Origin of the sequence: Paenibacillus sanguinis 2301083 = DSM 16941 (genome assembly GCF_000374825.1) — a bacterium.
GTDB lineage: Bacteria > Bacillota > Bacilli > Paenibacillales > Paenibacillaceae > Fontibacillus > Fontibacillus sanguinis.
In genome coordinates this window covers 640,738-660,228 of record NZ_KB895376.1, presented here as the reverse complement: position 1 = coordinate 660,228, position 19,491 = coordinate 640,738, and the positions used below count along the sequence as shown (strand labels likewise).

The 19,491-nt window shown below is 47.6% G+C and carries 15 protein-coding genes and 1 riboswitch; of the genes, 11 read left to right on the top strand and 4 right to left on the bottom strand.

Going from position 1 to position 19,491, the window contains the following annotated elements:
* The first annotated feature begins 13 nt into the window (after positions 1–13).
* The 3 genes from C557_RS0103055 to C557_RS0103045 all read left to right on the top strand — a co-directional run bounded on the left by C557_RS0103055 (position 14) and on the right by C557_RS0103045 (position 4,326).
* On the top strand, positions 14–1,240 hold the full coding sequence (locus tag C557_RS0103055) for a Gfo/Idh/MocA family protein (protein ID WP_018750354.1): 1,227 nt from the start codon (positions 14–16) through the stop codon (positions 1,238–1,240).
* 451 nt (positions 1,241–1,691) lie between these two features.
* Positions 1,692–2,990 carry a GntP family permease gene (locus C557_RS0103050; RefSeq protein ID WP_018750353.1) on the top strand — a complete coding sequence of 433 codons (1,299 nt, stop codon included), beginning with the start codon at positions 1,692–1,694 and terminating at the stop codon, positions 2,988–2,990.
* A 199-nt stretch (positions 2,991–3,189) separates the two neighbouring features.
* On the top strand, positions 3,190–4,326 hold the full coding sequence (locus C557_RS0103045; RefSeq protein ID WP_018750352.1) for a glycerate kinase family protein: 1,137 nt from the start codon (positions 3,190–3,192) through the stop codon (positions 4,324–4,326).
* An 80-nt stretch (positions 4,327–4,406) separates the two neighbouring features.
* Here the strand turns inward: C557_RS0103045 and C557_RS0103040 are convergent, their stop codons facing one another.
* A complete protein-coding gene (locus C557_RS0103040; protein ID WP_018750351.1) occupies positions 4,407–5,435 on the bottom strand; it encodes a CdaR family transcriptional regulator in 1,029 nt (342 codons plus the stop codon).
* A 239-nt stretch (positions 5,436–5,674) separates the two neighbouring features.
* Between C557_RS0103040 and C557_RS0103035 the strand changes: the two genes are divergently transcribed.
* The 3 genes from C557_RS0103035 (at position 5,675) to C557_RS0103020 (ending at position 7,906) form a co-directional block, all read left to right on the top strand.
* Positions 5,675–6,469, top strand: coding sequence for an AAC(3) family N-acetyltransferase (locus C557_RS0103035; protein ID WP_018750350.1), 795 nt, complete (start codon positions 5,675–5,677; stop codon positions 6,467–6,469).
* 374 nt (positions 6,470–6,843) lie between these two features.
* A complete protein-coding gene (locus C557_RS0103025) occupies positions 6,844–7,326 on the top strand; it encodes an RNA polymerase sigma factor (protein WP_018750349.1) in 483 nt (160 codons plus the stop codon).
* The gene (locus tag C557_RS0103020) at positions 7,316–7,906 is read left to right on the top strand and encodes a hypothetical protein (protein WP_018750348.1); all 591 of its coding nucleotides are present in this window, start codon (positions 7,316–7,318) and stop codon (positions 7,904–7,906) included. The genes C557_RS0103025 and C557_RS0103020 overlap by 11 nt, the downstream gene beginning before the upstream one ends.
* A gap of 181 nt (positions 7,907–8,087) precedes the next feature.
* Here C557_RS0103020 and C557_RS22840 read toward each other — a convergent pair whose 3' ends face one another.
* On the bottom strand, positions 8,088–10,739 hold the full coding sequence (locus C557_RS22840; protein ID WP_018750347.1) for a family 16 glycosylhydrolase: 2,652 nt from the start codon (positions 10,737–10,739) through the stop codon (positions 8,088–8,090).
* 310 nt (positions 10,740–11,049) lie between these two features.
* Complete coding sequence (locus tag C557_RS0103010; RefSeq protein WP_018750346.1) at positions 11,050–11,913, bottom strand: DMT family transporter; 864 nt, start codon at positions 11,911–11,913, stop codon at positions 11,050–11,052.
* A gap of 187 nt (positions 11,914–12,100) precedes the next feature.
* Here C557_RS0103010 and C557_RS0103005 point away from each other — a divergent pair, with 187 nt between their 5' ends.
* The 4 genes from C557_RS0103005 (at position 12,101) to C557_RS0102990 (ending at position 16,461) form a co-directional block, all read left to right on the top strand.
* A complete protein-coding gene (locus C557_RS0103005) occupies positions 12,101–12,988 on the top strand; it encodes a LysR family transcriptional regulator (RefSeq protein ID WP_018750345.1) in 888 nt (295 codons plus the stop codon).
* Positions 12,989–13,123: 135 nt separating this feature from the next.
* Positions 13,124–13,205: riboswitch (glycine riboswitch) on the top strand.
* A 132-nt stretch (positions 13,206–13,337) separates the two neighbouring features.
* Positions 13,338–14,672, top strand: coding sequence for an amino acid permease (locus C557_RS0103000; RefSeq protein WP_018750344.1), 1,335 nt, complete (start codon positions 13,338–13,340; stop codon positions 14,670–14,672).
* Between the two features lie 69 nt (positions 14,673–14,741).
* A complete protein-coding gene (locus C557_RS0102995) occupies positions 14,742–15,467 on the top strand; it encodes a 3-ketoacyl-ACP reductase (protein ID WP_018750343.1) in 726 nt (241 codons plus the stop codon).
* A 745-nt stretch (positions 15,468–16,212) separates the two neighbouring features.
* Entirely contained in the window at positions 16,213–16,461 is a 249-nt protein-coding gene (locus C557_RS0102990; protein ID WP_018750342.1) for a DUF3781 domain-containing protein, read from the top strand.
* A gap of 76 nt (positions 16,462–16,537) precedes the next feature.
* Here C557_RS0102990 and C557_RS0102985 read toward each other — a convergent pair whose 3' ends face one another.
* Positions 16,538–17,623 carry a GntR family transcriptional regulator gene (locus C557_RS0102985; RefSeq protein WP_018750341.1) on the bottom strand — a complete coding sequence of 362 codons (1,086 nt, stop codon included), beginning with the start codon at positions 17,621–17,623 and terminating at the stop codon, positions 16,538–16,540.
* A 253-nt stretch (positions 17,624–17,876) separates the two neighbouring features.
* Between C557_RS0102985 and C557_RS0102980 the strand changes: the two genes are divergently transcribed.
* A complete protein-coding gene (locus C557_RS0102980; RefSeq protein ID WP_018750340.1) occupies positions 17,877–19,490 on the top strand; it encodes a xylulokinase in 1,614 nt (537 codons plus the stop codon).
* Position 19,491 lies beyond the last annotated feature (1 nt).

The following is a 19,491-nucleotide window of genomic DNA, read 5'->3' as shown; positions in this document are numbered from 1 at the left end:
GGGGGAAGGAAATGTGAAGATTTATCGCGCCGCGCTGATCGGGATCGGAGGATTTGGCGTTGAGCATGTAAATATCATGCAGAAGCTGGTCAGAGAGGGCCGCCTGCAAGTTGTTGCTTTTACAGAGCCGAATGTCGACGCTCATCAGGAGTCTTATAATAAGCTGACCGCGCTGGGGGCTGTTCATTATAGCAATCATGTGGAGATGCTCACGCTCCATCCGGATATCGACTTTGTGGTCCTTGCCACCCCAATCGCCACTCATAAGCCGATGTGTATCCAGGTGATGCGGATGGGCTTCCATGTCCTGGTAGAGAAGCCGCCGGCGATTACGATTCAAGACCTCGACGAGATGATCGCCGTGCAGCGGGAGACAGGTCGCCTGTGTCAGGTGAACTTCCAGAATACGTCGGGTCAGGCGTTTCGGACTCTGTTGGAGAAGCTCGACTGCGGCGTACTCGGACAGGTGGAGCATGTAGTTGGCGTTGGTATGTGGAAGCGGTCGCGTGCGTACTACGACCGAACCCGCTGGGCGGGCAAGCTGACTAGCGACGGCCAATATGTGCTGGATGGGACATTCAACAATCCGTTTGCCCATCTGCTGCATAATTGCCTACTAGCGGCCGGAGTCGAGGGGAAGGCGGAATTACCCCCTCAATCGGTGCAGGCCGAGCTTTACCATGTCAATGATATCGAAGGGGACGACGTTTCTTGTATTCGCGTCGTTATGGCTAATAGCGTAGATGTCCATTTTTACGCGATGCTCTGCTCTGAGGGAGGGGGAGAGCCTTTCATTACTATAGATGGAACGCAAGGGAAGGCGCAGTGGGATTACGAGAATAAGCTGACATTTCATACACGGGATGGTGAAGAAGAATTGGCGTTTGGTCCCGTTGATTTGATTCACAACATGTATGTAAACCTGATGGAAGTCATCGACAACTCAGGCAAGCGTCTCTTCTCATCACTGGAGACATGTCGAAGCTTTGTATTAGTGTCCAATGGTACGTATGAGTCGGCCCGTGCTGTTCATGCTATCCCCAGCCAGTTTGTGACGGAAAGGCAGGCTGGTAAATCTACGGTACGTTTGCTGCCGGACTTGTCCGAGAAGATGGAGGATATTGCGGCAAGGCGGCAACTTTACAGCGAATACCCGTTTCCTTGGGCGGTTCCATCCCAACCATTTCAGATGAAGGGGTATGACCGATTTAAGCTTCCTGAAAATATGGTACGCTCATGATTGTATCCATACCGTGAACAGTAAACATCACCTCATCATAGTGGCAATCGTACTTGTTATTAACTTGATTTGTGGGTACGGACGTGTTTAGTCTGACATCATCATATGGGGGGGAAGATAGGGCGCACGTGGCGGCGCTCTATTTTGTCGTCTGCTTTCGCATCAATTGCGAGGTTTAAGATACACTATCTTTTGTATTCTTAGTGCAAATGCACAATGAAATTCATCGGAATTTCAATTGTTTAAGTCTCGCAATCCAAATATAATGAAACCGTATTCATTAATAGGCATACAAGAGGTGTAAGGAGGAGTTCAAACGAGGCGACGCCAAACGGCGGATCAAAGAAGCCTATTATGTGAATAATTGAACATGTTTGGCAAGCCGATTTATGTTTTGGCTACGACATGCTGCACCAAAGAGAAGAGTCTATCTTGAGGAGGATTTTCAACAATGAACGCACTAGACATAAGCTGGTTTGGCGCTTTATCGGGTCTTGCATTAGCCATAGTGTTGATTTTATTGAGACTGGCGCCGACCTATGCCTTGATCCTGGGGGCCATCGTGGGTGGCTTCATTGGCGGAGCCAATTTTACAGAAGTGATTCAGATCTTAATTTCGGGAACGCAAAGCGTTCAGGGAACCGTCATACGCATTATTGCGGCGGGTGTATTTGCCGGCGTAATGATGGAGTCAGGAGCGGCGGAGACCATTGCAAAGGTCATTGTAGACAAGCTGGGTGGAACGAAGGCGATGTTGTCCCTGGCTCTGGCTACGATGATCATCACTGCGGTAGGGGTGTTTATTCCTGTTGCCGTGCTGATCGTGGCACCGATCGCCTTGTCTGTTGGCAACAAGATGGGTTACTCCAAAGTAGCTTTGTTGATTGCCTTATCCGGTGGTGGTAAAGCAGGTAATATTATTTCTCCGAATCCGAACACGATTGCGGCTGCAGGTGGATTCGGTCTGGATGTGAATCAGGTGATGATCGGCGGACTATTGCCGGCGTTAATCGGACTGGCCGTAGCTGTTGTTATCGCATCATTTATGAAATACAAGGGAACTAAAGTGACGGATGCGGAAGCGGCTGAATTGGAGAAGACCAATTCTACCAACCTTCCACCGTTGTCCAAAGCGTTGGTGACTCCGATTATCGCTGTTGTACTTTTGATGATCAGCCCACTCGGAGCCATGCTCGGCATTGATTTCCTGGCTTCGCTAAAGATCGACTCCTTGTTCATCTTGCCTTTTGCCGGAATCGTAGGCTCTCTGGCGCTGGGCCAGAAGAACAAAATGATCGAATACTGTGCTGCCGGCCTCAACCGAATGACACCAACGATTCTGATCATTATTGGGGCTGGCGCTATTGGCGGCTTGATTACAGCTTCAACTCTACCGGCAGAGGTTGTTGCCCTGGTTGAATCCTCGGGCCTTTCCGGTACGTTCCTGGCTCCAATTGCCGGTATCTTAATGGCTGGTGCCACCGCCTCAACATCCACAGGCGTTATTTTGGCGACGGGCTCCTTCTCGGATGCTATTATCAATACAGGTGTTGCGCCATTGGCGGCTGCGGTTATGGTTCATAGTGGGGCTACCGTTATTGACCACTTGCCGCACGGTACGTACTTCCACGTTACTCGTAATGCGATGGCCATGAGCATGAAGGATAGAATGAGAGTAGTTCTCTTTGAGAGTGTGGTTGGGTTTGCGATGACTGTAGTGGCAATCATTCTATACGGCTTCATTTTATAAGCGGTAGTTCAAAAATTCATCTTTTGATCACGAAGCGTATCTAGGAAGTGAGTCCGACATCGAATCTTGAATTCAGCCGGGCTTAGCACAGGCTTCCGTAGCATGTTTCTTGCAGAAACATTTCAATTGCTCACGTAGCCCTGCTTCCGAAGTCGTTTTCTCCGAAAACGTGTATAAAAAAAGAAACGAGGAATTCTATATGAGCAAGGTATTTGTGTTGGCACCCGATTCATTTAAAGAGAGTATGACGGCCAAGGAAGTATGCGAAGCCATGGAGCTTGGCATCAAACGGGCGATTCCAGATGCGAAATGCATTCATGTGCCTATGGCAGACGGGGGCGAAGGGACCGTCCAATCGCTGATTGACGCTACTGGCGGCACCTTGATCGAGAAAGAGGTAACGGGTCCTCTCGGTACGCCGGTGCTCGCCAAATACGGTATACTGGGCGACGGTAAAACTGGTGTTATTGAGATGGCGTCTGCCAGCGGTATCCACCATGTGACGAAGGACACTAAAAATCCATTAATCACCACGACACTTGGAACAGGCGAATTAATGAAAGATTGTATTGAACGCGGTATTTCCAATATTATTCTCGGCATTGGGGGCAGCGCCACTAACGATGGCGGAGCCGGCATGGCCAGAGCGCTTGGTTATAGCTTCCTTGACAAAGACGGCAACGAGCTTCCGCTCGGGGGCGGATTCCTGGATCCGTTGGATCGGATTGATACGAGCGCTGTACTGCCGCAATTAAAAGACGTGAGTATTCTGGTAGCTTCGGATGTCACCAATCCTTTGTGCGGAGAACGTGGTGCATCTGCGGTGTTTGGCCCGCAGAAAGGCGCTACTCCCGAGATGGTGGCAACGCTCGATCACAATTTGCGTCACTATGGCAGCATCATTAAGCAGCAGCTTGGCATCGAAGTGGTAGATGTGCCTGGTGCGGGTGGCGCGGGTGGACTTGGCGGCGGATTGCTGGCCTTCACTAACGCCACCATGAGAAGAGGCATCGAAATTGTCATCGAGTACACCAGGCTTGAGGAGCAACTCAAACAGGCGGATTACTGCATGACTGGAGAAGGCGGAATTGACTTCCAGACAAAGTTCGGCAAAGCCCCTTATGGCGTGGCTCAAGCAGCCAAGAGAGTTAATAAGGAAATGAAGGTTGTTGCTCTAGCTGGCTATGTGGGTCAAGATGTTGAGACACTTTATGAAGAAGGGTTTGACGCGATCTTTGGTATCGTGCCCGGTGCGGCACAGCTTGAAACCTTGCTCGCCCAAGGCAAAGAGAATGTGGCTCGCACCTCGGAGAGCGTTGCCCGGCTGTTAAGCTAAGCAACACGGAAAAAAGGCTGTCCCGGATAACCTGAGGTGAAAATCAGGAGGGACATCCTTTCTTCCCTAGAGCTGATATTTTAAGGAACCCGGTAGATTAGCATAAAGATAAGCTCCACCAAATCCATGATGTTTTTGGGGTCTTTGCCGGTAATGGCCTGGATTTTAGATAACCGATAGTGCAGGGTATTCCTATGGAGCATCAGCAGATTAGCAGTTTCGTTTGCGTTCAAATTGCAGTTGAGATAAGTTTGCAGCGTCTTAATCAGTTCTTCGTTTTGTTCAAGCAGATGGGTCAGCCGCTCTGCCCTGGGGTCGTTCTTCAACAGCCTGGAGGTATCGGCAATAAACTCACATTGCTCATAATAAATTGTTTTTTCGGTAGAATAAACGCCTTTTAATACGCGTAGCGCAGCCTTCGTCTGGATGTATCCCTCAGAAATCGTTGGATTCCATTTGCTGGCGGCAACGTAGGCAGTTGGGTATTGCTTTCGGATGGAAGCAAGAACGGCTTCGGTTGCACTGGATTTTTGCGCGACAAAATAGAGCGAATAACCTGGCCCGTTAAAAAACGGAATGCTCTTCACAAGTCTCTCGTTCATCTCTTGAGGGAACTCGGCGTAAATCATTTGCGAAGGGTTAGCCAGTTGAATTCCATAGTCTGCAGCCTGATCGGTTAATTCTTTGGAATACACCGTATCTGGTTGTACGATCCTATTAAAGAATTCCTGCTTAAGGTGCTCTTCCAGCTTTTCCTTTTCCAAGGCCTTGCTTTGCTCAATCAGCAATATAACCGTTGTCTTGACGAGGTTGCCGAAGGGGCGAGTCTCTTCAATTTCTCCGCTAATCCCCACTACACCGACAATCATGTCGCCCAGCTCAATGGGAAGATTAATTCCCTTCTTTACAAATTCTTCGTCTGTATGGATTTCGACGATTTTTTGTTGTTTAATGGCCTCGGCTGCACCGTAGTGCAAAGTCCCGATCCGGGCTTTATTGCCGCTGCCGATAATAATGCCCGTCCGATCCATAATGTTGATATTATAGGGAATATCCTTCATCATTTTATCCACGATATTTTGCGCTTGATGGTGTGTAAGTTCATACATCGTTGAGTCTTCTCCTTACTCTGGCATATTCCTTATTGTAAGCGCAATCAAAAATAGCGTCAATGGAATTAAATTTGTGCAAAAGAACAATAAGGAAGATATTGGGAGGTACTGCCATGGAATCATTTACGTTCAGGCAGCTCATTTTGACTTTATTTCCATCTCGTATTAACGTTTAAGATGCACTCCGACTTTCGACAATAGACGATAACGGAGGAAGACATACTGGAGGTGAAGACTTGCACACCAAAGAGAGCTTAATTCAACAATTAGAGGCATTAAGCATCAACGGTGAAGGAACGGTATTGATCCACTCTTCCATGAAAAGCCTTGATGAGGTTGAGGGTGGTGCAGACACAGTTTTGGATGCGTTTACAGAATATATGAAAGATGGGCTACTGGTGTTGCCGACCCATACATGGTCTTATATCAATGCGGAAAATCCCAAGTTTAATGTACAGCAGTCCAAAGTCTGCGTAGGTATTCTGCCGGAGTTGTTCCGTCAGCGACCAGGCGTTATTCGCTCCTGGCACCCAACGCATTCGGTGGCAGCCCTGGGCCGCGATGCGGCTGACTTCACGCGAGACGATCACCACTTCGATACGCCGTGTGCCAGAGGATCGGCGTGGGGCAAGCTGCTGGACCGTCAGGCCACGATCTTGCTGGTTGGCGTTGATTTAAAGCGCAACACGTTCATTCATGGTATTGAAGAGTGGGTGGACATTCCCGGTCGATTAACGGATGAACCTGAAAGGTTATACACGATTACTCCAGACGGTGCGGAGATTTCCGTGCCTTCACGCAGACATTGCGGTTTATCCTGGTCTGAGCACTTCTGGAAGGTGGACGAGGTGTTGATCAGCCGCGGGGCCATGTACAAGGGGCAGTTTGGTGATGCCGTTGTCAGAGTATGTGATGCGGCAGCTATAACGGCTGTCCTGACAGAAATGCTGGAAGACGATCCGGATTTATTCTCGGATAATGAGCCGCTGCCGGATCAGGCACGCTGGATGGCAGGAGCAAGCCAGTCCTAGTCAGCCTTCAACAAAAACAAACTGCCAAAAGCTCTCATTGGAGCGCTTCGGCGGTTTTTATACGTAGAATTGGCTGGATTAGGGCTGGGAAGATTGAGCAGGAGGCTTTCTATGCTTGGAGCGAAAAGGCGAGAGAAGAAAAAGCCAAGTGTGATGCTGAGGAAATCAGCTTTCAGGAGTTCACCGACTGGCTGAAGGAATTGTAATCACTTATTTTATCAGCTGAAAAGCACTGAACTCAATTAGAGGATCAGTGCTTTTTCTTTTTCACTATAGTGGAAATTTTTTAAAAATTGAGGTTGTCTTGTAACCTTTCATGATTCTCATTTGTATTATTGGCGAAAGGCCTTTCAAACAGATCAAGGAGCATGCTTATGAAACCATCTGTAGAGATACTGGTTGAAAAATATCGGAGCAATCTTTATGCTGTGGCGTTTAATATGTGCAAAAACGCACAGGATGCCGAGGATGTTGTTCAGGATACCTTCATCCAGTATTTATCGCACAAAAAAGATTTTGAATCGGGTGAGCACATCCGCGCTTGGCTTATCCGGGTGACAATTAACAAGGCAAAGAATAAAAACAATGCTTTTTTTAGACGGAATTCGCTGCCATTGGAGGATTACATAGGGACATTGACTTTCGAGACGGAAGAATCCTCCGAATTATTTGCAACAGTGATGAAACTCCCGGAAAAGTATCGCATCGTCATTCATCTGTTTTACTACGAGGATTATTCTGTGAATGAAATCGCGGATATTTTAAAGGTGATGCCAAGCAATGTAAAAGTAAGATTATCGCGCGGAAGAACGTCTCTTCGCAACACATTAAAGGAGGTATGGGAAAATGACGAATAAGGAAAAATACAAACAGGCGTTTTCTGCGATTCATGCCTCTGACGATTTTTCTTTGGAGGTAGAAAAAATGGAAATAATAAACAAACGTCATAAATTCAAAACCATGATTGCTTCTGTTGCTGTCTGTGTGCTGATTATGGGCAGTGCCACAGCTGCATATGCTGCGGATGTAGGCGGAATTCAGCGCACTATCCAGCTTTGGATTCACGGCGATCAAACGGAGGCAACTATTCAGTTCGATGGAAACGGAAGTTACAGCATGGACTACACTAACGGCGAAGGAAATGTGAAGCACCAAGGTGGAGGTGGGGCTGCATTCGCACCTGACGGAACTGAAATACCTGCATCGGAAGAAGAACTTATGGAACAGTTGACGGCTCCGGATGTGGAATATGAGGATGACGGCTCCGTTTGGGTTTACTGGTTCGATCAAAAAGTTGACATCACCGATAAATTTGATAACGGCGTTTGCTATGTAAAACTTGAAAGCGACAAGGAAACCTTGTACATGACCGTAAAGTATCAAAACGGTTATTCCACCAGCCCTCATAAATACCTTAGCCCCTCTGAGTTTAACTGATGATGTTTTCAGGTGCAGAACAAACCTGAGATTATGTAGCAAGACAAAACTCTAAAATAGCCGACAGGTGCTCTTCTTGAGCATCTGTCGGCTATTTGTTTGATAATACTACCATAGCTTGCTTCGTTTTATTTATACCATTCTTTATGAGAATATCTCGTTTTAGGCATTCCCTAAGTAGTTACGAAGCAGGTGTTCTTTGGGTTACTCCGTGGACATAGGTTTGCCAAGGTGTATCCAAAGCCCCTTGCCCCGGGTTGTAGGTGAAGAAATATTCCACCGTATCTCCTTGCTGCAAGCCCGGCACAGGGTAGGTGTAATTGCCGTTACCATCCGTGTGCATCGCCACGTTAAGCTGGACACCGTTATTGATCTTATAATGCAGATCGGCGAAGGTGGCACCGTTCACGTAGAAAAGCAAGTCATCGCCTGTCTTTTTCAAGCCGCGAACTTCGTCCCCAATGATGATTACCGTAGAGGGCGGTGGGGTTACTGTGATGGTGCTTACCGCTGTTTTGTCGCCATCGACCGTCGTGGCTGTTACGGTAGTCGTCCCTGGCGCAATGCCGGTTACACTCCCATTGGTATTAACCGAGGCGATGCCGGAGTTAGCTACAGACCAGGACACTTGCTTGTTGGTGGCATTGGATGGAGCGACATTAGCGGACAGTTGGACGCTTTGCCCCACTTCCACTTCGGTGGACGAGGGAGTGATGGTAACGCCGCTAACTGCAACATGACCAGGTTCTCCCGGGGTGCCGGGATTTCCTCCTCCCTGGTTACCCTCTTTGTATGCCCGAACGTAGTCAACCTGCATAGTGGCAGGGATATCGCCAGGTCCAGGCGTCAGACCCCCGTCAAAGTTGCCGCCAATCGCCAGGTTCAGAATCAGATAGAACGGTTCATCAAACGGAGCGTTTGGATTGTTTGGAGCTGCGGTAGAGAACCATTGCTCACGGTTAGCCTTGTAGAAGAACTTGCCATCCACATACCACTTGATATTGTCCTCTTCCCAAACGACAGAATAGACGTGGTAATCGTTAGCGTACGTTTGCCCACTTGGGAAATGATATTCCCCGCCAATATACTGGTTGGCTGGCCATTGACCGCCGAAGTGGATCGCTCCGCTGGTGATGCCCGGCAGACGGCCTCTCGCCTCCATGATGTCAATCTCTCCCGAGGCCGCCCAGGTTCCATAGACCGAATCCTGTGGGAGCATCCAGAAGGCAGGCCAGATCCCGTTGCCTGTAGGCAGCTTGGCCCGCATGTCCACTCTGCCGTATTTGAGAGTGAAGTGGTCCTTTGTATTGATTTTACCGGATGAATACAAAGCCACTCGATTCGGATCTTGCGGGAACGATTTAGGTTCGTTGAATGCTCGCAGATTCAAGTTCCCATCCTGTAAGAATACGTTCTGCGAGCTATTCGTATAGTGCTGAAGCTCGTTATTTCCCCAGCCCCAAGTGCCCGGGTCATCATTCAGGTAGTAGCCTTGCTCGTAGTTCCATTTGTTCATATCCAGGGTGGATTGGTTGAATTCGTCCTGGAAGATAAGGCTGTAGCCCTCGATATCCGGGTTGCCTGGTGTGCCGACCGGAATATCTTCCTGGTCCTCAATGTCCGGGCGTGGAGCGTTAGGATTACCGATAAAAGTATATTGAACATAGTTGTTGCCCACATCCCCGCCAGCTTGTCCATTTAATGGATAGCCGACACGGAATTGCATATCCTCTTGAATCGGCTGGAACCACAGTCCGTAGATATAATCGGACCAATACCCCCATTGGTTGGCGGGGGACATGTTATTGTAGCCATTTGCTTGATAAGAGAAGCTGCTCAGAGCGGAGTTATCCATATCAACCCATTGCCCATTCACTTGAATCTGATAGACGAATTTGTCTAGCTCCGATGCGATCGCTGCGCTTCCGTCGATTTTGGGCAGTGGCATTCCGATAGCCCCGTTGGCATCCGCCGTAAAGGAGGTACCCTCATAAGGAGTTATAATATATGAATTCCGTACCGGCTCATTGAAGGTAATGGTATAGATCAGGCTTGCCGAGGAGGTCTTGGATTCCAGCTTGACATTAATAGATTCCGTAACCGTGAACCAGTAGCCACCGCCACCGTCAGTGAATTGCCCGAAGTTCTGGTCGTAAATCCAGCCGCTTGCTGCATTGTTGTCGATATCGATCCAGGTACTGCTATTTACCGGCTTGACAAACAATTTGAGATCATCTGCCACGGCTTCATAAGTAACAGCCGGATCATTGTTGAAGACAGGATACGTGAAGCCAGAGCCACCCGTGAAGCTGGCCGTGAGATCAGGGCCTTGAGTTGGTGTCATCGCTGTAATTGTCGTTTTGTTGATGTTTTGGAACTCCAATGTATAGTTCAGTGTCACTCCGTTAGCTTTGGAATACAGTTGCACTTCTGTCGTTGCCGAGAGAATGAACCAGTAGCCGGTGAAGCCGGCATCGTTCCAGTGACCCCAGTTCTCGTTATATGTGAAGGTGCTGATACTGTCGATATCTACCCAATTGCCATTCACCTTCACATTAACACCCAAATCATCCACGACATCGTTCCATGTGGCGGAGCCTCCGTTAAAGATTGGCATAACAAAGCCAAAGCTGGCTTGTCCAACTCCGGACTTAGCTATCACAGGACCGTCATTAGCCGAGAAATAATCCATTGAGGTAATGGTACTTCCTGCAGCAGATGCCGGAGTTCCCATGACGGGCGATAAACCGAGGCCGACAATCATCACAACGGCCAGCAGCATACTCCAAACTCTTCGATTGAACCTGTTCTTCACCTGGCGAGGTTGCTTCATCCTTGATCCTCCTTTGATAGATATAACATGAGAAATCGCTTACATATATATTCTATCAAATGCAATAATTGGATGATAGGGATAAATATATATTAAAAATTTATAAAGTAGAAAGGAACCGGTCACAAATTTGCTTATTAGGTACTCAGGCGCAGCTGGCATCTGATCAGTTGCGCCTGTTCGTAGTCTATTTAAAGACTATAGAATTTATAAGTTTTGAGCGGAGCTGAACAATTCTATAATCGCGAGAAAAACTACCGCTTAACGTGGTCTGGCTTTAAAGATAGTATATCAATAGATGTTTTTCTTATTAATTTAACGCCTTCTTTATACCCATCTGCTTCATATTTACAATCCATATCCCAGCCAGAACCAATAAAATTCCTACTAATGTTACGAGATGAAGGCTTTCATTCAGGAAAATATACCCGGACAGGATACCCACAACAGGCACAAGCAATAACGATACCGATGCCTTGCTGGCTTCGGTGCGGCTCAGAATCAGGTTCCACATCACAAAGGCCAAGGCGGAGGCAATAATACCAGAGAACAGAATATAAATAATCGGCATCAAGCCCCATTGCACACTCCCACGTTCAAAAGAAAGCGAAAATGCCCATAAGCCTGCTGCGCCAATAGCCATTTGCCAGGTGGTGTATTGAAGAGGATCGGCGTGCTTTAACTTTATTTTGAACAGTAGATTAGCTGCTGCCCAAGAAATGGCTGAGCTAAGCGCTAGCAATACGGCCCAGAAGGAGCCGCCTGATTGAATATTCATAGCTATGAATAAACCTGCTAATCCTACGGCAATCCCCGTCGTCTTTTGCAGCGTCAGGCGTTCTCCTGGAATCCAGCGATGCGCCATAATCGACAGAAACAACGGCATGCTGTAGGTCAAAACGGAGGTCAAGCCAGCGCTAACATAGTTGAGCGAGATTTGAATCGCAATATTAAAAAAAGTCGTTTGCAGCAGTCCGCAGATGATATACCATTTCATATCAGAACGCCTAGGCACCGGGGTTTTTCGGATCAAGCACACGGCAAATAGCACCACCGCTCCGGTCAGGAATCGCAAGGCGGCAAACATGACCGGCGGGAACGCACCATTCCCTAATTTCATAATCACAAAATTAAATCCCCAGACAAGGCATAACAAGGCCATCGCCATTCTCATATCAAGCGTCCCTTTCTTGGATGAACTGTGTTTTCTGTTCTGTTTAATGCGCTTTAATACACTATCGATACTTTACATCGGAATATTATTGTCGTCTAATATATAAGTACCGTACTATTAAGTCGAAATACGACTTATAAAGATAATTCTGGATTATTGTATTTTTGAACTGGAAGGACGACGTCTCATGGAACTACGTCAGATTGAATATTTTATTGCCGTAGCGGAAGAACTGCATTTTGGGCGGGCGGCCAAGCGTTTGCAAATGACACAACCTCCATTAAGCCAACAGATTATACAGCTTGAGAAGGAGCTGGGAGTCCTGTTATTGGAGAGGTCGAAACGGCATGTAGAGCTAACCGAGGCAGGGAAGGTCTTCTTGCAGGAGGCTCGTTATGCGCTTGTCCAGCTTGAACAAGCCAAGTCAGCGGCAATAAGGGCCCATATGGGGCTTGAGGGCAGATTGGTGCTGGGGTTTGTCGGATCGGCGTCATACGATATTCTGCCTGTCGTTGTTCGTGCTTTTCAAGAGCAATACCCTCATGTTGATATGGTTCTTCATGAAATGCCTACTCCTATGCAAATTGAAGCATTTCATAGAAAAGATATCGATATCGGTTTTGTCAGAACACCAGTTGATGATCATCTGTTGTCGTTCCTGTCCGTCCATCAAGAGTTGTGTGTTGCCGTTGTACCCAAGTTGCATCCCTTGGGACAGCACACTTCGGTGTCTATGGAGGAATTGAGTGCCGAGCAATTTATCTTGCTGGAGAGGGCGATTTGGCCAAGCTGGCATGACGATATTGTAGCGAAATGCCATCAGGCCGGCTTCAGCCCGATCATTCGTCAGAGTGTGAAGGAAATCCAAACTGCGATTAGCCTTGTGGCGGCAGGGCTAGGCGTTAGCATCGTACCAAGCTCAGCATCCAATTTACATGCGCGAGATGTTGTCTATCTGGACATTGCTGGAGATGCCCCTCGTATAGATATGAGCATTGCGTGGAGAACGGATAACATTTCCCCCCTTGTCCAACAATTTATTGGGGTGGTAGCACAACTTGATGCTTATAAGTGAAATCTATGTGATAAGTGAAATCTATGTTATTGACAGAATGCCACCCCGGGACTAGTATTGAAATACTTGACAGCCATTGGTAGATACAAACTGAATAATTAGTAAGCTATGATCGCTATGGATCGCACTATAGCAGGAGCAGCTTCTGGAGAGACTGTGGGGACAACCGCAGCGCCGAAGGGTTCATAATCTCAGGCAAAAGGACAGAAGGGTATTAAATAAATGATGAACTATGTGTTCTATTTCACATAATAGCCTTTATTTATTATTCTTGTGACCTTGAGATTGGAGTCCTTCCAATCTCTTTTTTTGTGGGCATTTTATTACCGATCTCAAGGGGGCGTTTGTTTTGGCACAACAAGAATTGCAGAGGAATCTGGAAAATCGACATGTTCAGCTTATTGCCATCGGTGGCACGATTGGGACGGGGTTGTTTCTGGGTTCCGGCAAGGCCATTCAATTGGCAGGGCCGTCCATCATTTTCGCATATCTTATCGTCGGGATGGCCATCTTTTTTGTCATGAGAGCGTTAGGGGAGCTCTTGCTCTCCAAAGCGGGCTATCAGTCCTTCACGGATATTGCCCGGGATTATCTTGGGCCGCGCGCCGCATTCATCACCGGTTGGACGTATTGGTTTTGCTGGATTATGACTGCGATGGCTGATGTAATTGCCGTAGGAGTCTACGTCAAATATTGGTTTGATATCCCGCAGTGGATTCCGGCCCTCATCTGCCTGCTCGTCTTGCTTGTTCTGAATTTGTTAACCGTGAAGAACTTCGGTGAACTGGAGTTTTGGTTCGCCTTGATTAAGGTAGTGACCATTTTGGCCTTAATCGCCATCGGAGCAGTTCTACTGGTCATCGGCTTCAAGACCGATACGGGCACGGTAAGCCTAACCAATATTTGGGGCCATGGCGGCATGTTCCCTAATGGAATCACCGGGTTTATGATGTCCTTCCAAATGGTTGTATTTGCTTATGTGGGGGTGGAGCTCGTAGGCGTATCTGCTGCCGAAACCTCCAATCCGGAGAAAAATATTCCGTCGGCTATCAATAAAATCCCCTTAAGAATTTTGTTCTTCTACGTCGGCGCGCTCATCGCCTTGCTGGCTATTAATCCCTGGACACAGCTTAGCGCTTCTGAAAGCCCGTTCGTCAAAACCTTTACATTGGTTGGGATACCGCTGGCTGCGGGCGTGATTAACTTTGTCGTTTTGACCTCGGCCGCTTCGGCCTGCAACAGTGGCATGTTCTCGACCAGCCGCATCCTGTATAACCTGGGCAGAAACCAACAGGCACCGGCAAAGCTGGCAAAGCTGAACCGTAATCATGTGCCAAGCAATGCGCTGTTTATCTCTACGCTAGTCCTGTCCGTGGGAGCCTTGTTAAGCAAGCTGATTCCGGAGCAAGCCTTTGGTATCGTTACTACCATAAGCGCTATCTGCTTTATCTGGGTTTGGGGTGTGATTCTGATTTGTCATATCAAGTATAAGAAATCCAAGCCGGAGCTTCATGCTAAATCGCAGTTCAAAGCACCATTTACGCCGGGAATCAACTACGCTGTGCTGGCGTTATTTGCGGCTATTCTCATCATTATGCTGTTTGCCGAGGCTACCCGTCCTGCTCTCCTGCTCACGCCGCTCTGGTTCGTACTGCTCTACCTGCTAAGCCTGCGCCGGATTTAGTTCTACCGGCTTTGCTGTAGTATAATGAATAAGTATAAACCATGCGAATAAAGAGAGGAGCCAGTGAGGATGGCACAAACGTTAAAAGACAAAGTGGCAATTATAACCGGCGGAGCCCGTGGAATCGGCAAGGCAACGGCGATTGCATTGGCGAAGGAAGGCGTTCATGTCGGCCTGATTTCAAGAACAGAAGCATCCTTGAAGGATGCTGCGGCGGAAATCGAGAGCCTGGGCGTGAAGGTTGCCTATGCGGCGGTAGACGTTGCTTCCAAGGAACAGGTGGATACGGCAATTGCATCCTTGAAGGAGAAACTGGGACCTGCGGATATCTTGATCAACAATGCGGGGATTGCTACCTTTGGCACGCTGCTCGAGATGGACCCGGAAGTGTGGAAAGGTATGATAGATACGAACCTGATGGGTACATATTATGTCACTCGGGCCGTTCTGCCGCAGCTGATTGCCAAGAACGGCGGCGATATTATCAACATTTCCTCCACCAATGGCCTGAACGGGGCGGCTACCGCCAGCGCGTATAGTGCATCCAAATTTGCTGTTATCGGCTTTACTGAATCCTTGGCACAGGAAGTGCGTCGGAACAATATTCGTGTCTCGGCGTTAACACCAAGCACAGTGGCAACCGATCTGGCCTTGGACCTGAACCTGATCAAGGAGAACAGCGACTCCAAATTCATCCAGCCGGAGGACTTGGCCGAGTTTATTGTTAGCCAGCTTAAGCTTCATCCGCGCGTGTATGTGAAGTCGGCATCTTTTATCGCAACTAATCCTTTTTAATATAAGTTATCAGCTTTAGGCCAAAACCAGTAATGTGCGTTAGGATTTCAAATTCTAGCGCTTTTCTTTTGCCCAAGCGTGCCCGCATCATTGACATATGCTTTAACCATGCTGAATATAGTTTTTGCGACAATTTATCGGCCAGAGGATTTTCGCATATAAATAATGAAGCAAAACGAATATACCTCTAACCGGAAATCCTCATGCTAATTCGCCTGTATTTCACCAAATATCACATATAACGGGAAATCCTCATGTTAATTTTGGGCTTTTTCCCAAAAATCGACCATTTCATAATGATTAGCATGAGGAAATCCATATAAATCCCCGATTTCTGGCGGATTTGAGCCATTTAACGGGAGTTTTTCAGATTGTTGAGAAATTTGGTTTTCTGTACATCTCGGATAGAAAAGCCCTTAGCTTATAAGGGTTCTTCTCCGTATAAATGGTACGTTACGCCCTTTCTCAACAGTTTGAGTTTTTCCCTATAAGTGCGTGTTCAAAAAGTCGGGTTTACAGTACCGAGGTTTAGGCTTCCGATGTTCGTTTTTTCAAAACGCTTGAGCCCCGATGAAGCCGGTGACTGAGTAGCGGAGCTACACGTTTTCGGAGAAAACGACTTTGAAGATGAAGATCTTACCTTTATATAAGAAGTTTTTAATGGCTTCCGGGTCGCTGAAAGAAATGGCGCTTCAGGTGAAATGGTAGTTTGATTGCAAACTGTATATATAGGGATGGTTAAGAAATGGAAGCGTGTAACGAATTAATCGATAATTTAGAAAAACTACATACGACAGAGCTAGGTATGATGAGAATAAAAAGAAATCTCTCTTTGAATACAGACAATGTTGTTCAATGGTGTAAATCTAAAATACAATCTCCTAAAAGGATTATTACGCGAAACGGGAAAAATTGGTATGTTAGTGTGGAAGATTGTATCATAACGGTTAACGCGAATAGTTATACAATTATTACTGCACACAAGAAGAAATAAGCATTGATTTTGGTTTCGAGCCATAATAAACATGTAATCAGCCAACTTTGAACGTCACGTCAGCTAAAGGTTGAGGTCATTTTAGCTCCTTCACCGTTTCCCCTGCAATCAGCACAGGCTGATAATAGTTAGAGCTGCGCAAATCCTTTTTCCCTTGCAGCTTCTTGATAACCCAATCCGCGGCATCCCGACCCATTTGCTCCTGCGGGTGGGTTAGTGTCGTCAGCTTGATCCCGGCATTCTTCGCCATATAGGAATTGTCCTGCCCGATCAGGGACAGCTCGTCAGGAATGGAAATATTCATCCGTTTGCAGGCATGGACCACTTCAAGCCCTACTTCGTCGTTGTAGCACACGATGGCGGTCAGGCTCTCCCGATTAGAGGTGAGAAAATGCTCCAGATTTGTTGGCAGCTCCTGCTTCGTTTCTGTATTAAAGGATAAGACCTGCTCCGGGTGAAAATGCAGTTTGGCCTCTCCAAGCGCTTTGATATAGCCCTTCATCCGGTATTTCCCCTGTAGATCATCCATCTTGGCAATAATGCCGATTTGGGTATGGCCCTTAGAGATAAGCTCCTGGGTGGCGAGATAGCTGGACTGAACATCATCCAGACAGAAGAAGGGCACCTCAAGCTCCTCATAATAAGCATTAATCATAATAAAAGGAACATTCTGTTCCTTAAAGGATAGATAGTAAGCAATGTTAGGATTGTACAGGTTGCTCTTGGTGGGCTCCACAATCAAGCCGTCCACACCATAGGACAACATCATCTCCAGTGCCTTCTTCTCCTGAGCCACATCATTGTTGGTGCTGGCTAGCAGCAGGGAATAATTGTCCTCATTAAGCCGCCCCTCAATACCTCGAATAATAGACGGGAAGATATAGTCGGAGATATAAGTGGTAATCACGCCGATGGATCGATTGTTGTTATTTCCACCAGCCTTGGTACGGTATTGATTGCTGACATAGGTTCCTGACCCTTTCTCGCTTCTCAGAAAACCCTCATTAGATAATTCCAATATAGCCTTGCGTACAGTCTGCCGGCTTACATTATATTTGTCTTGCAGTGCGGACTCGGTGGGAATCTGCTCGCCCACATTATAGGTGCCCGAGAGAATTTCGCTACGAATCTCCTCCAGGATAATCTGATATTTCGGTTTCATTAAACTTCACTTCTTTCCAGGGCAAATAGTTGTATGTACAAATTTATAGACAGAGCAGGGATAACACTCCAGTTGATATCATATGTATAAATATTATTATGTATAAACATTATATAGAAATAAAAATATTTTACCAGTGCCCTATATTTGTATGTATAAATCTTGTATATCATTGACAAATGTACGAACAAAAAACTATACTAGGGCTGTAAAAACAAGCAGGCACCTTCTTGAAAGGGGAGAGCGGATAAATATGGATCAGGCCATCAGACAAGCGATCGAACAAGGTGAGACTTCGCTTGGGATTGAACTGGGGTCTACGCGGATTAAGGCGGTGCTGATTAACCGTCGTTTTGAGACGATCGCCTCGGGAAGTTATGAATGGGAGAATCAGTTGGTAGACGGGTATTGGACATACAGCCTGGAAGAAATTCTGAAGGGACTGCCAACGGCTTATCAGGAAATGAAGCAGGAAATCGCGCAAAAATACAGCATTAAGCTGCAAACGGTCGGTTCGATTGGGTTCTCCGCTATGATGCATGGATATATGGCCTTTGACCGCAAGGGGGGGCTGTTGGTTCCCTTCCGTACTTGGCGCAATGCGAATACGGGTGATGCAGCCAAGGCATTAACGCAGCTGTTCCAATTCAATATTCCTGAGCGTTGGAGTATTGCCCATCTCTATCAGGCGATTCTGAACCGGGAGGAGCATGTGCCGGAAGTCGACTTTATCACTACACTGGCCGGTTATATTCATTGGCTATTGACCGGGGAAAAATCGCTGGGCATCGGGGATGCATCCGGTATGTTTCCTATTGATGAAGGTGCGCGGAATTATCATGTCGGGATGATTCGGCAGTTCGACGAGCTTGTGGCGGACCAGGGTTACCCTTGGAAGCTGGAGCAGATTCTGCCCAAGGTTTGTCTGGCCGGGGAGCGGGCAGGGGAGCTTACGGCTGCCGGAGCGAAGCTGCTGGACCCAGCGGGGGATTTGCAGCCAGGCATACCGCTATGTGCTCCGGAGGGCGATGCTGGAACAGGCATGGTAGCTACGAACAGCGTAAGAAAGCGGACAGGCAACATTTCGGTAGGCACATCGGTGTTTGCCATGATTGTGTTGGAGAAGGACCTGAGTGCTGTTTACCCGGAGATCGACATGGTGACTACACCGGATGGAAGTCCGGTGGGCATGGTGCATGCCAATAACTGTTCTAGCGATATCAATGCATGGATGGGCTTGTTCCGTGAGTTCTATGAAGCGATGGGGCAGAAGGCCAACCCGGATGAGCTGTTTGGCGTGCTGTTCAACAAGGCATTGGAGGCTGATTCTGACGGAGGCGGCTTGCTGAGCTACGGTTATTTTTCGGGCGAGAATATTACGGGCATGCCGAAGGGAAGACCGCTGTTCGTCCGCTCGCCGGAGAGTCGGTTCAGCTTGGCTAACTTTATGCGGGTTCATCTGTTCACCGCTTTTGGTGCTCTTAAGATTGGCATGGATATTCTGACCAAGAAGGAGCATGTGGCTATCGACAGCATTCTGGCTCATGGCGGACTATTCAAGACGCCGGTCGTCGGGCAGAAGATGGTAGCGGCTGCCCTGAATGTGCCGGTCTCTGTGATGGACAATGCCGGAGAAGGCGGGGCTTGGGGAATGGCGATCCTGGCATCCTATATGTTGAATCGGGGTCAGACGGAGAATCTGGATCATTTTCTGGCAAGTGAGGTCTTTAAGGACGTGGCAGGGCAGCAAATACAACCGGATATAGCAGATGTTAAGGGCTTCGAACTCTTTATGGAGCGTTATATTAAGGGGCTGGCGATTGAGCAGGCAGCCATAGATCATCTGGTGGAGAACGGGAGGGCTTGAC

Coding starts and splice junctions, on each gene's coding strand:
- C557_RS0103005 (WP_018750345.1), top strand. CDS start 12,101: ATGGAACTACGTCAGATTGAATATTTTATTGCCGTAGCGGAAGAACTG.
- C557_RS0103040 (WP_018750351.1), bottom strand. CDS start 5,435: ATGTATGAACTTACACACCATCAAGCGCAAAATATCGTGGATAAAATG.
- C557_RS22840 (WP_018750347.1), bottom strand. CDS start 10,739: ATGAAGCAACCTCGCCAGGTGAAGAACAGGTTCAATCGAAGAGTTTGG.
- C557_RS0102980 (WP_018750340.1), top strand. CDS start 17,877: ATGGATCAGGCCATCAGACAAGCGATCGAACAAGGTGAGACTTCGCTT.
- C557_RS0102985 (WP_018750341.1), bottom strand. CDS start 17,623: ATGAAACCGAAATATCAGATTATCCTGGAGGAGATTCGTAGCGAAATT.
- C557_RS0102995 (WP_018750343.1), top strand. CDS start 14,742: ATGGCACAAACGTTAAAAGACAAAGTGGCAATTATAACCGGCGGAGCC.
- C557_RS0103045 (WP_018750352.1), top strand. CDS start 3,190: ATGAGCAAGGTATTTGTGTTGGCACCCGATTCATTTAAAGAGAGTATG.
- C557_RS0103025 (WP_018750349.1), top strand. CDS start 6,844: ATGAAACCATCTGTAGAGATACTGGTTGAAAAATATCGGAGCAATCTT.
- C557_RS0102990 (WP_018750342.1), top strand. CDS start 16,213: ATGGAAGCGTGTAACGAATTAATCGATAATTTAGAAAAACTACATACG.
- C557_RS0103050 (WP_018750353.1), top strand. CDS start 1,692: ATGAACGCACTAGACATAAGCTGGTTTGGCGCTTTATCGGGTCTTGCA.
- C557_RS0103010 (WP_018750346.1), bottom strand. CDS start 11,913: ATGAGAATGGCGATGGCCTTGTTATGCCTTGTCTGGGGATTTAATTTT.
- C557_RS0103020 (WP_018750348.1), top strand. CDS start 7,316: ATGACGAATAAGGAAAAATACAAACAGGCGTTTTCTGCGATTCATGCC.